Source organism: Microbacterium sp. ZXX196, from assembly GCF_009709595.1.
In the GTDB taxonomy this organism is placed as follows: domain Bacteria; phylum Actinomycetota; class Actinomycetes; order Actinomycetales; family Microbacteriaceae; genus Microbacterium; species Microbacterium excoecariae.
This window is the reverse complement of sequence record NZ_WMEE01000018.1, coordinates 1-17,486: the sequence shown is the minus strand read 5'-3', so window position 1 is coordinate 17,486 and position 17,486 is coordinate 1. Positions and strand designations below refer to the sequence as shown.

The 17,486-nt window shown below is 66.3% G+C and carries 23 protein-coding genes; 21 read left to right on the top strand and 2 right to left on the bottom strand.

Annotation, left to right across the window (positions count from 1 at the left end; translation table 11 throughout):
* Positions 1-2 precede the first annotated feature (2 nt).
* The 11 genes from GJQ66_RS11535 (at position 3) to GJQ66_RS11485 (ending at position 5,729) form a co-directional block, all read left to right on the top strand.
* Complete coding sequence (locus GJQ66_RS11535) at positions 3-650, top strand: hypothetical protein (RefSeq protein ID WP_155049515.1); 648 nt, start codon at positions 3-5, stop codon at positions 648-650.
* Positions 651-681: 31 nt separating this feature from the next.
* Positions 682-1,083 carry an HNH endonuclease signature motif containing protein gene (locus GJQ66_RS15415; protein WP_155049514.1) on the top strand — a complete coding sequence of 134 codons (402 nt, stop codon included), beginning with the start codon at positions 682-684 and terminating at the stop codon, positions 1,081-1,083.
* Between the two features lie 85 nt (positions 1,084-1,168).
* Positions 1,169-1,753 (top strand): DUF4355 domain-containing protein, encoded by a 585-nt coding sequence (locus GJQ66_RS11525; protein WP_155049513.1) that lies wholly within the window; start codon positions 1,169-1,171, stop codon positions 1,751-1,753.
* A gap of 12 nt (positions 1,754-1,765) precedes the next feature.
* Complete coding sequence (locus GJQ66_RS11520) at positions 1,766-2,755, top strand: DUF5309 family protein (protein ID WP_155049512.1); 990 nt, start codon at positions 1,766-1,768, stop codon at positions 2,753-2,755.
* Positions 2,752-2,937: a hypothetical protein gene (locus tag GJQ66_RS11515; RefSeq protein WP_155049511.1), complete on the top strand. Its 186-nt coding sequence runs from the start codon at positions 2,752-2,754 to the stop codon at positions 2,935-2,937. The genes GJQ66_RS11520 and GJQ66_RS11515 overlap by 4 nt, the downstream gene beginning before the upstream one ends.
* 15 nt (positions 2,938-2,952) lie before the next feature.
* Positions 2,953-3,357 carry a Gp19/Gp15/Gp42 family protein gene (locus GJQ66_RS11510; RefSeq protein WP_155049510.1) on the top strand — a complete coding sequence of 135 codons (405 nt, stop codon included), beginning with the start codon at positions 2,953-2,955 and terminating at the stop codon, positions 3,355-3,357.
* Between the two features lie 341 nt (positions 3,358-3,698).
* Entirely contained in the window at positions 3,699-3,941 is a 243-nt protein-coding gene (locus GJQ66_RS11505) for a hypothetical protein (RefSeq protein WP_155049509.1), read from the top strand.
* Positions 3,928-4,299, top strand: a complete 372-nt coding sequence (locus GJQ66_RS11500) for a hypothetical protein (RefSeq protein ID WP_155049508.1) — start codon at positions 3,928-3,930, stop codon at positions 4,297-4,299. Before GJQ66_RS11505 ends, GJQ66_RS11500 begins: the two co-directional genes overlap by 14 nt.
* A 67-nt stretch (positions 4,300-4,366) precedes the next feature.
* A complete protein-coding gene (locus GJQ66_RS11495; RefSeq protein WP_155049507.1) occupies positions 4,367-4,924 on the top strand; it encodes a hypothetical protein in 558 nt (185 codons plus the stop codon).
* Positions 4,925-4,998: 74 nt separating this feature from the next.
* Entirely contained in the window at positions 4,999-5,355 is a 357-nt protein-coding gene (locus tag GJQ66_RS11490) for a hypothetical protein (protein WP_230379550.1), read from the top strand.
* Positions 5,356-5,444: 89 nt separating this feature from the next.
* Positions 5,445-5,729 (top strand): hypothetical protein, encoded by a 285-nt coding sequence (locus GJQ66_RS11485; RefSeq protein ID WP_155049505.1) that lies wholly within the window; start codon positions 5,445-5,447, stop codon positions 5,727-5,729.
* On the opposite strand, the gene GJQ66_RS11480 is transcribed toward GJQ66_RS11485, so the two are convergent.
* Positions 5,717-6,148: a hypothetical protein gene (locus GJQ66_RS11480; protein ID WP_155049504.1), complete on the bottom strand. Its 432-nt coding sequence runs from the start codon at positions 6,146-6,148 to the stop codon at positions 5,717-5,719. The genes GJQ66_RS11485 and GJQ66_RS11480 overlap by 13 nt on opposite strands.
* 20 nt (positions 6,149-6,168) lie before the next feature.
* Between GJQ66_RS11480 and GJQ66_RS11475 the strand changes: the two genes are divergently transcribed.
* The 10 genes from GJQ66_RS11475 (at position 6,169) to GJQ66_RS11430 (ending at position 16,804) form a co-directional block, all read left to right on the top strand.
* Entirely contained in the window at positions 6,169-9,195 is a 3,027-nt protein-coding gene (locus GJQ66_RS11475) for a tape measure protein (RefSeq protein WP_155049503.1), read from the top strand.
* 122 nt (positions 9,196-9,317) lie between these two features.
* The gene (locus GJQ66_RS11470; protein ID WP_155049502.1) at positions 9,318-10,103 is read left to right on the top strand and encodes a hypothetical protein; all 786 of its coding nucleotides are present in this window, start codon (positions 9,318-9,320) and stop codon (positions 10,101-10,103) included.
* Positions 10,104-10,112: 9 nt separating this feature from the next.
* Positions 10,113-11,192, top strand: coding sequence for a hypothetical protein (locus GJQ66_RS11465; protein WP_155049501.1), 1,080 nt, complete (start codon positions 10,113-10,115; stop codon positions 11,190-11,192).
* A complete protein-coding gene (locus tag GJQ66_RS11460) occupies positions 11,189-12,061 on the top strand; it encodes a hypothetical protein (RefSeq protein ID WP_155049500.1) in 873 nt (290 codons plus the stop codon). Before GJQ66_RS11465 ends, GJQ66_RS11460 begins: the two co-directional genes overlap by 4 nt.
* A 10-nt stretch (positions 12,062-12,071) precedes the next feature.
* The gene (locus tag GJQ66_RS11455; RefSeq protein ID WP_155049499.1) at positions 12,072-12,986 is read left to right on the top strand and encodes a D-alanyl-D-alanine carboxypeptidase family protein; all 915 of its coding nucleotides are present in this window, start codon (positions 12,072-12,074) and stop codon (positions 12,984-12,986) included.
* 47 nt (positions 12,987-13,033) lie between these two features.
* Complete coding sequence (locus GJQ66_RS11450; RefSeq protein ID WP_155049498.1) at positions 13,034-13,330, top strand: hypothetical protein; 297 nt, start codon at positions 13,034-13,036, stop codon at positions 13,328-13,330.
* 47 nt (positions 13,331-13,377) lie between these two features.
* A complete protein-coding gene (locus tag GJQ66_RS11445) occupies positions 13,378-14,034 on the top strand; it encodes a collagen-like protein (protein ID WP_230379556.1) in 657 nt (218 codons plus the stop codon).
* A complete protein-coding gene (locus GJQ66_RS11440) occupies positions 14,031-14,321 on the top strand; it encodes a hypothetical protein (protein ID WP_155049496.1) in 291 nt (96 codons plus the stop codon). The genes GJQ66_RS11445 and GJQ66_RS11440 overlap by 4 nt, the downstream gene beginning before the upstream one ends.
* A gap of 1 nt (position 14,322) precedes the next feature.
* Positions 14,323-15,645, top strand: a complete 1,323-nt coding sequence (locus tag GJQ66_RS11435) for a hypothetical protein (protein WP_155049495.1) — start codon at positions 14,323-14,325, stop codon at positions 15,643-15,645.
* A gap of 10 nt (positions 15,646-15,655) precedes the next feature.
* The gene (locus tag GJQ66_RS11430; protein WP_196215870.1) at positions 15,656-16,804 is read left to right on the top strand and encodes a sialate O-acetylesterase; all 1,149 of its coding nucleotides are present in this window, start codon (positions 15,656-15,658) and stop codon (positions 16,802-16,804) included.
* Between the two features lie 405 nt (positions 16,805-17,209).
* On the opposite strand, the gene GJQ66_RS15215 is transcribed toward GJQ66_RS11430, so the two are convergent.
* Positions 17,210-17,344, bottom strand: a complete 135-nt coding sequence (locus GJQ66_RS15215) for a hypothetical protein (RefSeq protein ID WP_268866085.1) — start codon at positions 17,342-17,344, stop codon at positions 17,210-17,212.
* Positions 17,345-17,486 lie beyond the last annotated feature (142 nt).

The window sequence follows — 17,486 nt, the reverse complement described above, 5'->3', positions numbered from 1 at the left end:
CGGTGGCCGCTGAGGTCCGAGACGCGTCGCGGCAGCTCGTCTCTTTGTACGGCCCGGTGGCGGCTGAGGGTGCGGCGTTGTTTTTCGAGACGCAGCGCCCTCAGCCAGGGGCGCGGGCAGTCTTGGCGACGCCGAGCATCGGGGACCGTCTGGCTGCGGACCTCGGGTGGGTGCTGGCGCCTATCTTCAACCCGGATGCGTCGTTGTCGCCGCAGGCGGAGATGTTATCTCGTCTCGGTGACGTGATCCAGGGTCATGTGGCCGCGTCTGACCGTTCGACGTTGCTTCTCTCGTCTGCTGAGGATCCGACGTCGCAGGGCGTGCGTCGGTATGCACGGGCGGGTGCCTGTGCGTTCTGTGCGTACCTGACGACGGTCGAGGCGACCGTGTACGACGACACGCATTGGCACGACAACTGCACGTGCGTGAACGTCCCGTGGTGGGAGGACAACCCGTTGCCTCCGTCGGAGGTGCAGGACGGGTATGCGGATGCGGCTGAGCGCGCCCGTGAGGAGTTGATGCGGTTGCAACGGGAGTTGCGGCCGGCGGGTATGCGGCGGAGGAACTTCTTCAAGCTGCGCCCGGATCTTGCGGTGAACACGAAGAACATTGCGCGGTTGATGCGCGCGGATCTCGGTTTGTCGCACTGACAAGGCTTGCACGGTTTCTTGGGACGGGGAGATGGGAACGCAATCACGCGCTGAGTACATGAAGGAGTACCGGAAACGGAACCCCGACTACGACAAGAACCGCGTCCGAGACCCTGAGTATTGCCGGCAGTGGTCCCTGGTGAACCGTGAGCGAAAGAGAAAGCTCGACTCCGATTGGCTAGCGCGTAATCCGGGCAAGAAGGCGGAATACGACGCCCGCCGCCGCGCGCGATTCAAGGGTTCGACATTGAGAAGTGTTGACATTCAATCCCGCATGGCGATGTTTGGCAACAAGTGCTGGATGTGCCGCGGGCCTTTTGAACAGATCGACCACGTTAAGCCTCTTGCCGCAGGGGGTCCGCACATCTTGGCCAACCTGCGTCCGTCGTGCAGCAAATGCAACGCGCGCAAGGGCGCTCGATGGCCTCTCTAACTTGCATGGAGTTTCTTCCGTGCCCGCACGTGGGCGGTTCCCACGGTCATGGGCGGACGGCCCTTAAACGGATCAAGGAGGCTCCATGTCGGAGCAGACGGCCCCCACTGAGGGCACGGAAGAAACCCACGGGCAGGGAGCGGAGGGTCGGGAGTTCCAGGCGATCACGTCGCAGGAGGACTTCGACAAGGCCATCCAGTCCCGCATTGCTCGGGAGCGCGCGAAGTACGCGGATTACGACGAGCTCAAGTCGGCCAAGACCGAGCTCGATCAGATTCGCGAGTCGCAGAAGACCGAGTCCGAGAAGGCCGCTGAGCGGCTGGCGGCCGCTGAGAAGCGTGCCGCTGATCTCGAGGCGGCGCAGGCCGCTAAGGATCTCGAGCTCGTTCGGCTCAGCATCATCGCGAAGCACGGCATCCCCGAGGAGGACCAGATCCTGGTCCACGGTTCCACGGAGGAAGAGCTTGCCGCTTCGGCGGAGCGTGTCGCGGCGCTCGCATCCACACATTCACAGGGGCCTCGGCCGGTCCCTTCGGTGGGCAAGAGCCCGGCGAAGTCGACCGAGAACGTCCCGATTCGGGAGCAGATCGCAGCTGCGGAAGCGGCTGGTGACGCCAAGTTGGTGTCCCAGCTCAAGGCCGTGATGCTCGGCGATCTCCCCACTTCTTAACGAGGAGAAACTATGGCTGGTATCACCGGGCAGGGTACGACTTTCAACCTGCCGAACTACGTCGGCGAGCTGTTCGCGGCTTCGCCGGAGGACACGCCCCTTCTGTCCTCGATCGGTGGCCTCACCGGCGGCGAGTCCTTCGGGGCGACGCTGTTCGAGTGGCAGGGCTACGACCTGCGGGACGCTGAGGACGACCGTCAGCGCCTCGAGGGCGCCAATGCCCCCGACGGTGAGGAGCGTGTGCGCTTCAACGCGTCGAACGTGCTCGAGATTCACCAGGAGTCGGTGGAGGTCTCGTACACGAAGCAGGGCGCGACGCGTCAGCGAGGCGCCGGCAACACCGCGGTGACGGTGGGTTCCACCGTCATCCCCGCGGACGAGCTTGCGTGGCAGCTTGACCAGCAGTTCAAGCAGGTCGCGCGTGATGTCGAGAAGACGTTCATCACGGGCACGTACGCGCGCCCCGCGGACAACACCGCGCCGCGCAAGACCCGTGGCCTGCTTGAGGCGATCACGACGAACGTCGCGACCGCGGAGTACGCGAACGGCGCCGCCGCAGGTACGGCGCTCACGGAGGAGGTCGTCCTCGACCTGTTCCAGTCCGTCTGGGAGAACGGCGGCATCCAGGAGGGCGAGACCCGCACGGTCATCGTCGGCGCGGGCCTCAAGCGCGCGCTGACGAAGATCTTCATCAAGGACGCGGGCTACGAGGAGTCGACGCGCAACGTCGGCGGCGTGAACCTGCAGACGTTCGAGACGGACTTCGGCCGTGCGAACATCATGCTCGACCGGTACATGCCGGCGAACGAGCTCGCCGTCGTGTCGCTCGAGGAGCTGGCGCCGGCGTTCCTCGAGATTCCGGGCAAGGGCCACTTCTTCGCCGAGCCGCTCGCGAAGACCGGATCGGCCGACAAGGTGCAGATCTACGGCGAGATCGGCCTCAAGTACGGCAACCAGCGCAAGCACGGGAAGCTCACCCTCACGGAGGCGGCGGCCGGATGATCGTTCGCTCCGAGAAGTACCCGAGTCTCGTCGTCGCGGATCTGGGTATCCGGTTCCACGACGGCGAGGCGGAGGTGTCTGACCCGGGGCACCTCGAGCGGCTGCGGCGCATGTCGGGGATGGGCGTGGTGGTTCCTGAGGAGCCGAAGCGCCGTCCTGGGCGCCCGAAGAAGTCCGAGTAGCGGAGGGGGAGCGCTATGGCGTACGCGGATGTTAGCGATCTGGTGGCGCGGTGGCGCCCCCTCTCGGCTGAGGAGACTTCTAGGGCTGAGGTGCTGCTCGATGATGCGGCGGTGCGGTTGGATGCGGTTTGCCCCGTGTCGGACCCGCCGACGGATCAGGAGTTGTCGGCTCGCCTGATCGTGTCGTGCGAGATGGTGAAGCGCGCGATGCTCGCTGGTTCTTCGGGCGTCCCGGCTGGGGTGACTTCATTCCAGCAGGGCGCCGGTCCGTACCAGGAGACGCAGCAGTTCGCGAACCCGACTGGTGACCTGTACCTGTCGAAGTCGGACAAGGCGCTCCTGCAGTGCGGTCGGCAACGGGCCTTCACGGTGCCGTTGTCGAACGAGGCCGAGTACGTGCGCCCGTGGGGTGTCGTGTGATCGGGGAGCAGGTCGTGGTCGAGCGGCCTGTCGAGGGTGTCCCTGATCGTTTCGGAGAGCCGACCGTCACGTGGGTTTCGGAGACGGTCGAGGACGTGCTCGTTGCCCCTGGCCCGCGAGCGGACTTGTCCGACGCGGACAGGCCCGAAGGGGTGAAGGTCGTTTGGAACCTGCACTTCCCGAAGGGTTATCCGGCGACGCTCGGAGGTGCTCGGGTGAAGGTGCGTGGCGGGGATCCGCTTCATGTGATCGGTGACCCTCAGCACTACACGGCAGAGAACACGCCTACTCGCTGGTCGATGCCAGTCGAGGTGTGGCGGGTCGACGGTTAGGAGGGCCCCGTGACAGTCCGCGTGAAGATCAATCTCAAGGGCTTGAACGAGCTGATGACGTCCAAGCCCGTGCAGGATCTCGTCGAGGAGCGTGCCCGGAAGATTCAGGAAGCGGCCGGCCCGAACTTCGAGGTCGTGTCGCGCCCGCACAGGTGGGTCGCTCGAGCGTTCGTGCAACCCGCGAACTCGACGGGCGCTGCTGAGGAGGCGCGCGAGAAGAAGCTGACGGGGGCTCTCAGTGCCGGGCGTTGAACTCGCTTCGGTCGACGAGCTCGTGTACGGGTTCCTCTCGGCGCGCGTCCCCGTCCCTGTGCGGACGGTGGTGCCCGCTTCCCGGCCAGCGTCGTTCGTTCGGGCTTGGCGCACGGGCGGTACGACGCTGAACCGGGTGCTCGACGAGCCGATCGTCACAGTCCAGGCGTGGGCATCCACGGCGGCTGAGGCGGAAGAGATCGCCCGGCTGTGCCACTTCGCCTTCCTGAACGAGTACACGGCAATGCCGCTCGTGCGGGGTGTGGAAACGGTCGCGGGGCCGTATTCGGACCCGGACCCTGATTCGCAGTCCCCGCGATATTCGCTGTCGGTTCGCATGCGCGTGCGCGCCGGCTGACCACTTCCACAACCACGTTGCCCTGGCTCTTGCCGGGGCTTTCTGCTTTAGAGGACGGAGACCCATTATGGGTGAACTCAACCCCGATCTCGCTCGCCTGTTCGGCAGCGACGACGACACGATCTACCTGGCCCCCATCGGGAGCACCCTTCCCACGACGATCGACGGCGCCCCCGATGCGGCGTTCATCCCGGTCGGTTGGATCTCGGAGGACGGCATCCCGGAGACGGCGACCGGATCCGTGGAGAAGATCCGCGGACACCAGGGAGCGGCCGTGGTGCGTCAGTACATGAACGAGACCGGAACGCAGCTCGCGTTCACGGCGCTCGAGTCGAAGGATCTGACCTTCGGCATGCGGTACGACGAGGTCTCGGTGACGACCGCGACGGGCGTGCGCGAAGCGACGCGCAACCCGGGGCAGAAGATCACCGCCTACGCGGCGGTCATCGACCTGTTCGACCGGGGTGACACGGCGCAGAAGGAGCGCTTCGTGATCCCTCGGTTCGAGGTGTCGCCGAACGGTGAGCGCACGGCGGTGAACAACGCAATCGCGTCGTTCCCGGCTCTCGGCGAGATCATCGGGCAGTACACGCACTTCGCGTCCGTGCCCGTCGTCGAGCCGTAACAGACTGGGCGGGTAGAGGATGTTGCCCCGGCCTCTACCCGCCCGTTTCACATCCTCGGGGCGAAACGGGGTAGATGACTATGGCTGAGACGGCGAAGAAGCGCCCTCAGGATCACAAGCCGAAGGCGCCGGAGAAGGTGGAGATCACGATCGGTGATCGCACCGTCCCGGGCAAGAAGGTCGTTGTCGACGGCATCGAGGTGCGTGTGCCGGACGAGGCGCTGGACGACTTCGAGCTGCTCGATGACATTCGCGGGTTCCAGGACGCGCAGGACGCGTCGCGGCTTCCGTCTCTCGTGCGACGCCTGGTGGGCGCTGAGTGGAAGACCGTCATGGACGGGCTCCGCGACAAGGAGACCGGCCGTGTCGGCGTGGAACGCGCATCGACGTTCGTGATGGATCTGTTTGAGGCGCTCGCCCCAAACTCCTGATGCTCGCGGGCGCCCTCGACAATCACGAGGGTGCTCTGCGGGCGTCGTTTCAATCCGAGTACGGGTTGCGGTTGCTCCGAGGTGGGCGGTTGGAGCCGCACCGGGAGCTCTCGGAGGTGCTGGATCTGCTCGGGTGCCTGCCGTCGGGGTGCGCGTTGTTCCGTGACATGGGCGGCGACGACGCGTTCACCCTTGAGGCGTTGTTCCTGCGCGAGATCGAGTACGACGTTCGAGCTCTCGGGCATGGGCTCGGGGGAGGTAAGGGGACGCCTCCGAAGAAGATCCCCGCCCCGGAGCCGGCGCATCTTGTGCGCGCCCGGGAGCAGAGGGCGGACGAGAAGCTGCAGCGCTTCCTTGCCCGTCACTCTGCGTAGAACGAGGCCGCGGCGTTCACTTTCGCCGCGAACTGACGCATCTTCGGTTCGTCTTTGATCGGGCCGTCGACGACCACGACGTCGCCGTCAGGGAACTCGACCGTGACGTAGCCGCGGCCTCGTTCTTTCTTGAACATCCCTCCGACGACAGCCCCGACCGGGCCCGCGATGATCGCACCAGCTGCTACCCGCGTGAGGGTACTGCGGGCGCCCATGTCTCCGCCTGGCTCGTAGGTCGCGATTGCGCCGGCGACGTCCTTGGTGACGAACCCGAGCTTCCCGGGAACATCGTGCTTGTACGTGCCCCGGTCGATGCTATGCGTCCCGTAGCGCGCGAGATATGGCGCGTGCTTGCGGTTGTCCGCGTACCAGCTCTTGATCCCCACCTGACACTCTCCCTCGCCGTCGGTGGCGAGCATATCGCGACTGCGAGGTTCATATGGCTGGCACTGAGATCGCGAACGCCTATGTGGCTTTGACCGTCAAGATGCCTGGCGTCAAGAACAGCCTCACGAAGGCGCTCAGCGGCCAGGAAGCCGTGGTGACGCAGTCCGGTTCCACGCTTGGGTCGCGCCTCATGTCGTCGATGGGGAAGACCGTCAAGGTAGGTGCGGTGGCTGTTGGGGCCGCCATCACGGCGGGCCTCGCGACGGCGCTCGCGAAGGGCTTCCAGCGGCTCACGGCGATCGACACGGCGCAGGCGAAGCTCCGCGGGCTCGGGCACGACGCCGACAGTGTGACCCTCATCATGGAGAACGCTCTCGCGTCCGTGAAGGGGACCGCGTTCGGTCTGGGGGATGCCGCGACCGTGGCGGCTCAGGCGGTGGCGGCTGGCATCAAGCCGGGCAAGGACCTCGAGAGCATCCTCTCGACCGTGTCCAACACTGCGGCCGCGGCGGGGACTGGTCTCGGCGAGATGGGATCCATCTTCTCGAAGGCCATGACCCAGGCGAACGGTGTGCAGAACGACGTCATCTCGCAGGTCGCGGACCGGGGCATCCCGATCTACCAGGCGCTCGCGGATCAGATGGGCGTCACCGCCGGTGAGGTGTTCAAGCTCGCCTCCGAGGGCGAGATCAACTTCGAGACGTTCGCGAAGGCTGCGGAGAACGCGTCGGGCACGGTCGCCACCGAGATGGGTGGGACATGGTCGGGCGCGTTTGACAACTTCATGGCCGCGATGGGGCGCGTCGGCGAGGGGCTCCTGTCGGGGATCTTCCCGCAGATGGTGGGCGGCATCCAGGACGTTACGACGTGGCTCGCGCCGTTTGAAGAGGGTGCGAAGGACGTCGGGTCCGCGATCGGATCTTTCGTTGCTGACGCTGCGCCAAAGCTGATCGACGCGATCAAGACGATCGTCGATGTTGGGGCGGGTGTCGTCACGTGGCTGCGCGACAACATGACCTGGCTCGGCCCCCTGGCGGTCGCAGTCGGATCGGCGGCGGCGGCGTGGGCTGTGTGGACGGGCGCGATCTCCGTGTGGACCACGGTGACCAAGGCTGCTAAGGCCGCTCAGGAGGCGTTCAACCTGGCGTTGAAGTCGAACCAGATCGGTCTGATCGTCACGGCGATCACGGCTCTCGTCGCCGGCCTCGTCTACTTCTTCACCCAGACGGAGACGGGCAAGGCGATCTGGGCGGGGTTCGTTCAGTTCCTCCAGGAGGCGTGGGCGAACATCTCCCAGTTCTTCACCGACGCGTGGAACAACGTCATCAAGCCGGTGTTCACGTGGATCGGTGAGATCGCGACGTGGCTGTGGGAGAACATCCTGCAGCCCGTCTTCAACGCGATCTCGACGGGCATTCAGATTGTCGGCGCCGCCGTGAAGCTCGCGATCGACCTGGTCGTGAACTACTTCCGGTTCTGGGCGGCCGTCGGCGAGTGGCTGTGGAAGAACGTCCTCGCGCCCGCGTTCGACGCGATCGGTGCGGCTATGACCTGGGTGTGGGAGAACGTCATCCGCCCGGTGGTGGACTTCATCGTCGCCTACTTCCGCGCGTGGGGTGCGATCGTCACGTGGCTTTGGCAGACCGTGATCCAGCCGGTGTTCAACTTCATCGGCGAGATCTTCCAGTGGGTGTGGCGGACCGTCATCGAACCGGTCATCGGGTGGATCAGCGACAAGCTCGAGCTGCTCGGTCTGGGTTTCCGCATCCTGTACGAGCGGTTCGTCAAGCCGGCGTGGGACAACATCGCGCGGGTGTTGCGCGCCGGGTGGAACGTGATCGACGATCACGTTTTCGCGCCCCTGCGGAACGGGATCGATCTCGTTGGGCAGGCGTTCGAGAAGATCCCCGAAGTCGTGAAGATGGCGTGGGACGGCATCAAGGAAGCCGCCGCGAAGCCGGTCAACTTCGTGTTGGGCACGGTGTGGAACGACGGCCTGCGGTCCTTCTGGAACGACGTTGTGGACGAGCTCGGGCTCGACGACATGAAGCTCCCGAAGGCCGACCTGGTCAAGTTCGCGACTGGTGGTGTCCTCCCCGGGTACACACCCGGTCGGGATGTGCACGAGTTCTACTCGCCCACGGGCGGTCGCCTGGCGCTCTCCGGTGGCGAGGCGATCATGCGCCCCGAGTTCACCCGCATGGTGGGTGGAAAGGCGGGCGTCGACCGGCTGAACATGATGGCCCGCCGTGGTGAGGCGTTCGCTGACGGTGGCGTCTGGGGCGGTGTCGGTTCGTTCCTGGGGGACGTGTGGGACAACGTCGCGAACGCTGCATCGGTCGCCTGGGATTTCATCTCGGACCCGGCTGGTGCGATCAAGCAGCACATCGTGGATGGGATCCTGTCGCCTCTTCTCGGGGACGGCGGGAACATCTTCCAGCGCGGTATCGGGGCTCTCCCGGGGATGCTCGTCACGAACCTGGCGAGCATGTTCGAGGGTGCAGCGCCGAAGGCGAACGGCACGAAGGGCATGGGCTGGCAGGCGATGTGGGACATCGTCCAGAACGCGATCCCTGGCGTGGTGAAGACGTCGGATTACCGGGCGGGTTCTCGCACTGTGAACGGCGGCATGTCGTATCACGCGAGCGGTCGCGCGATCGACCTGATTCCCGCGTCGATGGACACGTTCAACCGAGTTGCCGCGCTGTTCCCGAATGCGTCGGAGCTGATCTACACGCCGGCTGGGAGTAAGCAGCTGCTCAATGGGCAGCCATTCTCCGGCTGGTCTGATGCGGTGAAGCGGCAGCACTACAACCACGTGCACTTGGCGATGGCTTCGGGTGGTGTTGTTCCGAAGCTGTACGACCAGGGCGGGTGGTTGCCGCATGGCGGTGTTGCGGTGAACCAGTCGGGTCGCCCGGAGGCGGTGCTGGACCCGGAGGAGTCTCGAGCGTTGCGTTCGGGCCTCGGTGGGTTCACGAACAACGGCACGATCATCACGCAGGACGTGGACGAGTTCTTCGCGAAGGCGGAGAAGTCGAAGCGTCGGGAGCTTGCTCGGGTGGGGGTGTTCGCCTGATGGTGATTCTCTTGTCGTCTCCGACGACTGCCCCGCCGGTGCCGGTTCCCGCGTTCCGTGGGCTGACGCACCAGTGGGTTTTCGACGGGGAGGTGTATGACCTCACGAGCCCGGATACAGGCTTGTTCCTGGACACGCGGGGTGTGGAGGGCATGCACTTCCCCACGGTGACGAAGCACAAGTCGACGTCGCGTTCAGTTCCCGGAGCTCGCGTTCGTGGGTGGCGCACGGAGGCGCGGGACGTGTTCTGGCCGATCTGGATCTGGGGGGAGCGGTCGACGGAGTTCCTCGAGAAGTACGAGGCGTTCTTCCGCACGATCCACCCCGTGAACGCGGGCACGTGGCGCGTGGGTTTCGATGGCGCTTTTCGAGAGCTGTCGTTGACGGGAACCTTCAGCGATCCGCACGCGTACGCTCGCGATCCCGTATTCGACGCCTGGTCGTCCTACGGGGTGACGTTGGAGGCTGCGCAACCGTACTGGTCGGGGTCGCCGATCGCACGGTCGTGGCGGTCGGCGAATCCGGTGGATTTCTTCGATCCGGCTGGGTCGCCGCCGTTCCACATTTCCCCGTCGGCGACGTTCGCTGACGCTCAGATCACGAACCCGGGTGACGTCGAGGCGTACCCGCGGTGGGTGATCGAGGGCCCGTTGGACCCGGTGATCGTGGGCGTGGACGGTGTCGAGGTGCTGGTGCCGTTCCCGCTGTCGGATGGGTCGGTGCTGGTGATCGACACGGATCCGCGGAACGTGACGGCGACGTTGAACGGTTCGGATGTGTCGCAGGAGCTCGGGTTCCAACGGTTCGCGCCGATCCCCCCGGGCGGGTCGGTGCCGTTGTCGATCACTGCCGGTGGTGGTGGTCGGGTGTCGATCGAGCTCGTGCCGTTGTATTTCCGTGCGTTCTGAGGGGGTGTCATGCGTCTCGATTTCACGGTGCATGACGCCTCCGGGGCGTTCCTGGCGACGGTGGTTCCGCGTGAGGTTCACGTGGAGCTGCTGTGGAACCAGGTGTCGTTCGCGGAGTTGACGTTCGACGACGACGACAAGGCCATGTCGGTGTTGGGGGAGGGGTCGCGGGTTCGTGTCCTCGTCGATGGTGTGGCGCACGTGGACGGCCCGGTCGTCGGTATCGACGGTTCGGACACGGAGGCCGCGTCCGAGGTTGTCGTGACGGTCGAGGATGACTTCCGGCTGTTCCGCAACCTGGGGTGGCAGAACCCGGCACAACCGTTGTCGAACCAGTCGTCGGAGTACAAGCGCTATTCGGGGCCGTTGGAAACGGTCATGAAGGCGGCATGCACGGACCTGTCGACACGGTTGGGGCTCGGGTGGGTGGTCCCCGCGTCGACGGGTTTGGGGTCGTCGGTGCGGGTGGAGTTCCGCATGCACCCGTTGACGGACAAGTTCACGGACCTGCTGACCGCGGACCAGTTGACGTGGACGCTGCGTGGCGGGGTCGTGGATGTGACGGCGGGGGAGTTGTTCCCCCGAGTCCTCACCCGTGAGTCGGGCATCGTCGGGGACTTTACGTGGAGCCTCAACGCCCCCACGGCGACGCGCGTCGTTGTCGGCGGGGAAGGCGAGGGCACGGATCGACTGTTCCAGGGCTTCACGGACACCGCCCGCGAAACGTCGTGGGGGTTCATCTCGGAGGTGTTCCAGGACGCCCGCATGGCGCAGGGGGAGACGGACCTCTCCCCGGACGGTGCGGAAGCGCTCGCGGAAGGTGCCGGCACAGTGTCGGTCACGGCGGATCTGAACGAAACGTCCTGGTTCCGGTTCGGGGCATACCAGGTGGGCGACCTGGTGCACATCCAGGTCGGGACGGTCGACACGACCGAGGTCATCACGCAGGTGGTCATCGACGACACCCCGGGGGATGGGCTCGTCGTCACCCCGCACATTGGGGCGGTCGAGGACACGGCGGGCAGCAGGTTGGCGCGGCAGGTCGCCCGCCTGAACAAGGGTTTGAGGGATCAGAGGAGTAGCCGATGACGATCACAAGCACGGGGTATGCGGGGTCGGTCGACGGGATCGAGTGGGCGAAGCTCATCTCCCGTGGGGTGGGTTCCCGGTATGGGGTGATGGATGCTTCCGCGTGGAAGGTGACTGTCGGCACGGGGGATCGTGCGGTGAAGGTCGCCCCGGGAGACGGATGGGGGGCGGGTGTCCTCGACGTTGTCGACGCGGAGGAAGTGCTCACCCTCACCGCTGGCGACCGGTGGGACATGATCGTCGCCCGCCGCGACTGGGGGCTGGGGGAGACGGTGTTCGCGGTCGTCGAGGGCGGCACGAACCAGACCCTCCCGGCACGCGACGACGACCCTGGTGTGTTGGATGAGCAGCCGATCGCGCTCGTGCAGGTCGTGTCCGGTCAGACGCAGGTGCAGCAGATCGTTGACCTGCGTGTGGTGCAGGGCGACGGTGGAACGTTGCTCGCGTTCGATCAGCTCACGCTCGGATACTTGTCGGCCCTGGGAACATCGGTTCGCATCGGGAACTCGGTGTGGATGCGCGTATGGGATGGGTCGGCGGAAACGTGGTTGCAGGCCGCGGATCCGGTGAGTTATTCGTGGACGGACCTGTCGGCGACGAACGGGTGGCAGGCGGGAACGGGGTCCGCGCGGCCGCAGGTGAAGCGTGTGGGCGACCAGGTGTCGTTCCGGGGCCGGTTCTACGGCGGCACTGGGGGAAGTTACTCGACGAACATCCCGGATTGGGCGCGCCCGACGCGACGGCTGTTCGTTCCGCTCATGAACTCGAGCCTGGACCAGGTGGGGTGGCTCGACGTCGACACGAACGGGTCGTTGCGCCCGTCGGTGTGGACGGCGGCTGAGTCGTTCGCGTCGTGGCCGAAGGCGTGAGGGGGCGGTCATGGGTGGTTCTGTGACGCGAGTGGATGGGTGGCCGGTTGCTCCTGGCACGGCCGACCTGTTCACGGGCCGGTTGAAGCCCGCGTTCGAGCGGGCATTCCCCGGGGTGACGCTCCACGTCTACAGCGGGTATCGGTCCTACGAGGACCAGGTCGCGATCTTCACGGACCGATACCGCCGCAGCGAGCATTCGCCGTTCGGTGACTACCGGTGGTGGGACGGGTCCTTGTGGGGCCGGGTCTCCGGCGAGGGGACGGTCGCCGCCCCCGGGACTTCGAATCATCAGTCCGGCCACGCGCTGGACATTCGCGATTCCGGCGCGGACGCCGGCGTGACAGTCGCGAACAACGCCCGGTCGAACTGGATCCGTGCGAACGCCGCGGCGTACGGGTTCAGTCCCGCGGGGTACGGGTTCGGCGAGCCGTGGCACATCGAAAGCACGTTGGGCGACCCATGGGTCGCGATCAGTGGCGGCGCGCAGGTCGCGGCCGTGGACGAGGAAGAGGACGACATGCCCTTGACGAACGACGACATCGTGAAGGTCGCGGAGAAGACCCGCGAGTACGTGCTCGCGGCGGACCTCGGTGGCCAGTCGCTGAAGAACCGCATCCGCATGACCCACGAGGACGTGAAGTTCATCAAGCCGCGGCTACTCAAGGCCCGTGACGCGGCCCTGACGCTCGTGAAGGAACTCACGACGAGCATCAGCGCGAAGGGCCTCGGCATCGCCGGCGACACGTCGAACGGGCGCCTCGTGAAGCGCATCGGGTGGATCGACAAGCGGGCCAGGGATGCGGAGATCCACGACGAGGACACCGCTGCGGCGCTCGCGGGCCTGACGGGCGCGATCCGCCTCATCGCGGAGAAGCAGGGCGTCGACGTGACGGCGTTCCTCGGCGAGAACCCGCAGGGCTGACCGCACCGGACGGCGTCCACGTGACCACACCGCCGGGGAGGGCATGAATGACAGCCGCGGACATCTTCACCCTCCTCGGCGGATGGGTGTTCCCCATCATCGGCATCGTGATCGCCGGGCTCCTCGCGTTGCGCCCGAAAAAGGGCGACCTCGAGCACCGCCTCATCGACCAGCTCCAAGAACGCATCGAGGAGCAAGAGTCCCGACACGCGCGCCTCGAGTCGAAGGTCGACGCTCTCCGCGTCGAGATCCGTATCCGGGACGACTACATCCTCGTCCTCCGTCACGCGATCGATAACCGCCACGAACCACCCCCGCCGCCCTGGCCGGAAGGACTGCTATGACCACGACCGATCTCCTCGACGCGAAACGTCGCGATGTGAGGCGGGCGGTGATCGGCATGATTGTCGCCCTGCTGCTCGTCATCGCGGGCGCCGGTGTGTGGATCGCTGACATCACCCAGTCCCGCGACCGGTGGCGTGCCGGCGCCGACGCCGGATGGGCGGCCCATCAGACCCTGTCGGAGACGTATTCCGAGCTCTACGACGAGTACGTGCGCGCCACCGGGCACCTCCCGGGCGCCGACACTCCTTCGGACGCGACCGACACGAGCGACGCCCAAGCGGCGTCCCCGAGCGTGTCCGGCGAGCGTGGTCCGGCCGGGCCGGCTGGCCCCGCTGGGCCCCAGGGGGAGCGCGGCTTCCGCGGGTTCCCCGGCGCGGACGGCAAGGACGGCGACGACGGCGAGAACGGTGCCCCAGGCGCGGACGGCGAGGACGGCGCACCGGGACTCCCCGGCCTACAGGGCTCCCAGGGCGAACGTGGCGAGACGGGGCTCACCGGAGCCACAGGCGCCACCGGGCCTACGGGCGCGACCGGACCGGCCGGCGCCCAAGGCGAACGTGGCCCCGCCGGCCCACAGGGCGAAGACGGCCGCGGCATTAGCAACCTCACCTGCGACGACACCGGCACGTGGCAGGTCACCTACACCGACGGCGCTACCGAACCGGCTGGCGCCTGCATTGCAACGACGGAGGACCCCGAATGACGAACAACGACAAGATCATCGGTGCGATTCGCACCCTCGTGCCCGCGGCGGTCGCGTGGATCCTCGCGCAGCTCACGACCGCGATCCCCGCTGTGGGGGAGGCGATCACGCACGTGGAGGTCGAGATCGGGGTGGCCGTCGTCGAGCCGCTCGAGCTCGTCCTCACGGCGGTGATTCTCGTGGCCTACTACCTGGCCGTCCGTAAGGTCGCGGAGCGGTGGCCGTGGGTGGAGGGCTTCCTCGGGTCGACGAAGTCGCCCGTCGGGTTTGTGACGAAGGGGAACTGATATGGCGCTGGTGGATTACTTCCCGGAGCAGTTCGCTCTGGACCCGAACACGATGCGCACGATTCCGAACGCGGAAGCGGACGTGTATGCGGTTACGGACACGGGGCGGACGACGCCGTTGCAGATCGTGGAGCACCCGTCGGGTGTGACGATGTCGAAGCTCACGGCGAACGCGTCGGGCCTGTACCCGGCGTTCCGTACCGTGTCGGGCATCGAGCAGGTCATCGCCGTGTCGGGCACGCTCGAGACCCCGCTGAACAGCCTGTACGCGGCGGTCATCGCAGCGGGTATGGATCCGCGTGGCGTGCCGGACGGGTACGCGCCGCGTGTGGTGGACGGTGCGTACGAGATGGTGCCGACGCCGGACCAGGAGCAGGTCGTTCAGGCGATCACCGACTCGGGTACGGCGCTCACGAACTCGGGGACGGCGCTCACGCAGGCCGGCGAGGCGAAGCAGGCCGCGCAGGATGCTCAGCAGGCCGCGGAGGACGCCGCGCAGGTGACGGATGCGGGGATGACGTCGGTCGCAGCCGACCCGGAATCCGCGTTCTCGAACCAGCTAAACGCCACGATCGAGGAGACGGTCGCGCCGATGCTCCCAACTGCGGGCATGGTCATTATCGAACACGGGGATGTTGCGAGCACACCCCGCCTCAGTAGCGAGGGTGACACGTTCACAGGACCGGCGCTGTGGTTGGGGGAAGTGATCCCCCTGAACCGCATCGCGGGCGACTTCTACTTCGAGGTGTCCACAGTGCCGGTGCCGATCCTGGTGTGGTCGGACTCGGCAGGCACGGATGGCCCGCTCGGCACGACGGAGGTCGGCGGGTTCGAGTGGGCTGTCGTCGGCACGGGCTACACGGCGGCGAAGTCCGGCGGCCAGTTCGTGTTCACCGGAGCGACCAGCAGCGTCGGTGTGATGCGCGTCGACGACGGCGAGACCGACGTCACGTTCAGCGCGACAATCGCCGTCAAGGGCGCGAACAACCAGGCTGGCATCGTCGTCCGGTATGTCGACCTCAACAATCACCTGGTGATCCACCGCACCTCCAGCGTGGACGCCACGTACCGGATCTCCGAGCGCGTCGCCACGGCCTACACCACCCTCGCAACCCTCACCGGGCACACGATGACAGACGGCGACAAGTTCCGCATCACGACCAAGGCAGACGGCACGCTCGTCGTCGTCCTCAACGACGTCGAGGTCTACAGCGGGACCATCGCTCGGTACGCGACAGCGACGATCCGCGGCCTGTTCTGCGGCGCGTACACGAACTACGCCGAGATGGCCTACGACGACCTGTCCGTGATGACGGCGGTGTGACGCGATGGCCGTGAAGCACACCCTCTTCTGGGGTCAGTCGCTCGCGCTCGGATCGCAGGGAGTCCCGTCCCTATCGACAGGCCCCGAGACAGCGAACGCGTGGCTTGTAGCCGCGAACGGTTCCAGCAGCATCCCGTTGCAGTCGTCGGTGCAACAGCAGCCGCAACTGTCATGCGGCTACCGGCTTTCGGAAGCGCGCCCGACCGACCGGCACCTGTTCTCCACGCATGGTCTCGGCGGTACCTCCATCGAGGATCTCGGGAAGGGCGGATCGTCGGGGCGCTACGAGCAGGCGATCGACTACGCGACCGCCGCGTACGGTGTTGAGTCCGCGAACGGATACACGGTCGAAGCCGTCCACGCGATCCAGGGCGAAGCTGACCAGACGTTCGGCACCACGTTCGAGGACTACCTCGCAGCGTTCACCCAACTGCACACCGACTTCGAGGCCGACATTGACGCGGTGACCGGGCAAGGCACGGTGCCGCTCATCACGTCGCAGACCGCGACGTGGGCGTACTACGGGTCACCGGCACGCATCGGACTCGCACACCTCGAAGCCGCTCGCACCGTCCCCGGCATTCATGTCGTCGGCGGGCAGTACCAGTTCCCATACGCCGACGACCTGCACATGACGAACGTCGGCTACTACAAGCTCGGGGAGCTCCACGCGCGTGTACAGCAGGCGCTCGTGGACGGCGACGGGTGGGAGCCGTTCGCGCCGACCGGCTACACCGTCACGCCCACCTACATCGACGTGCACTATCACGTGCCCACAGGGGTGCTCGAGTTCGATACGACGACGGTGCCAGCGCAGCCTGACATGGGGTTCTCCCTGGCTGGCACTGCGGCGACGATCACGGCGGTGTCGATTGTCGCCGGGAATCGGGTGCGGCTGTACACGTCACAGCGGGTTGTCGAACCCGCGGCGGCTGTCGGTTACGGCGTGGCCTACGACAACGGGTCCGTGGGGCTCGGGAACCTCTGCGACGGTGAAACGGCGCTGAGTGTGCTCGATGACACACGGTTGGCTAACTGGGCGTTGCATTCCCTGGACGCGCTGAATCTGCCCGACTCGTTCGCGTACGACGTTGCCGCGATGTACTACGTCGGATCTGGCGGCAACCTTTACGCGATGACGCCGGTCGATCTCGACTAGGAGCCGTGGCAGGCGTTGCGGCACCCGCACGGCAACGCGGAGAGGCCGGAGTAGTCGTACTCGGGCACCTGGCATGCCGCGGGTCGCGGTCGAACGCGGAGCACCCTTCGGAGGGTGGAAGGTCGCCGCGGCTCGATGATCGCCGCGTGTTCGCAGTCCCGGCATGTCGACCCGAATCCGCCCGCGGTCGCCGCGCTCGGCATCCCAGGCGCGATGAACGCTGTTCCCATGCCGAAAAGACTAGCGTCGTCTCATCTTTCACGCTCGCCCGGCGACAGAATCGACCTGTTCACCTCCGTCGCCACGCAACTATCGGGAACACTATAGGTGGGTCCGCCCGCCGGCCCCACGATGACGCCCCCGGGTGCTGCTCTACACGAGCGGTACTCGGGGGTGTTTCGTCGTTCACTCGATGGGCTGGTCGGGTAGGGGCGGGTCCGCGCGGTACTGCTCGAGCGCCCCGATCAGCTCACCTACCGTGTCGCAGGCGGCGATGTCGAGGAGGTCGCGGACTTCGGACCAAACGAGACGACGAGGCATCAGGAAACTCTCAGCAATGGCTACAGGTAGGGCTACACCTCGACCCGGGAGACATGGCCGGGTACGAGAAAACCCCCGACTAGGCGGGGGTTTCTTGTGGCTCCGACCGGCGTCGATCCGGTGACCTTTCGATTTTCAGTCG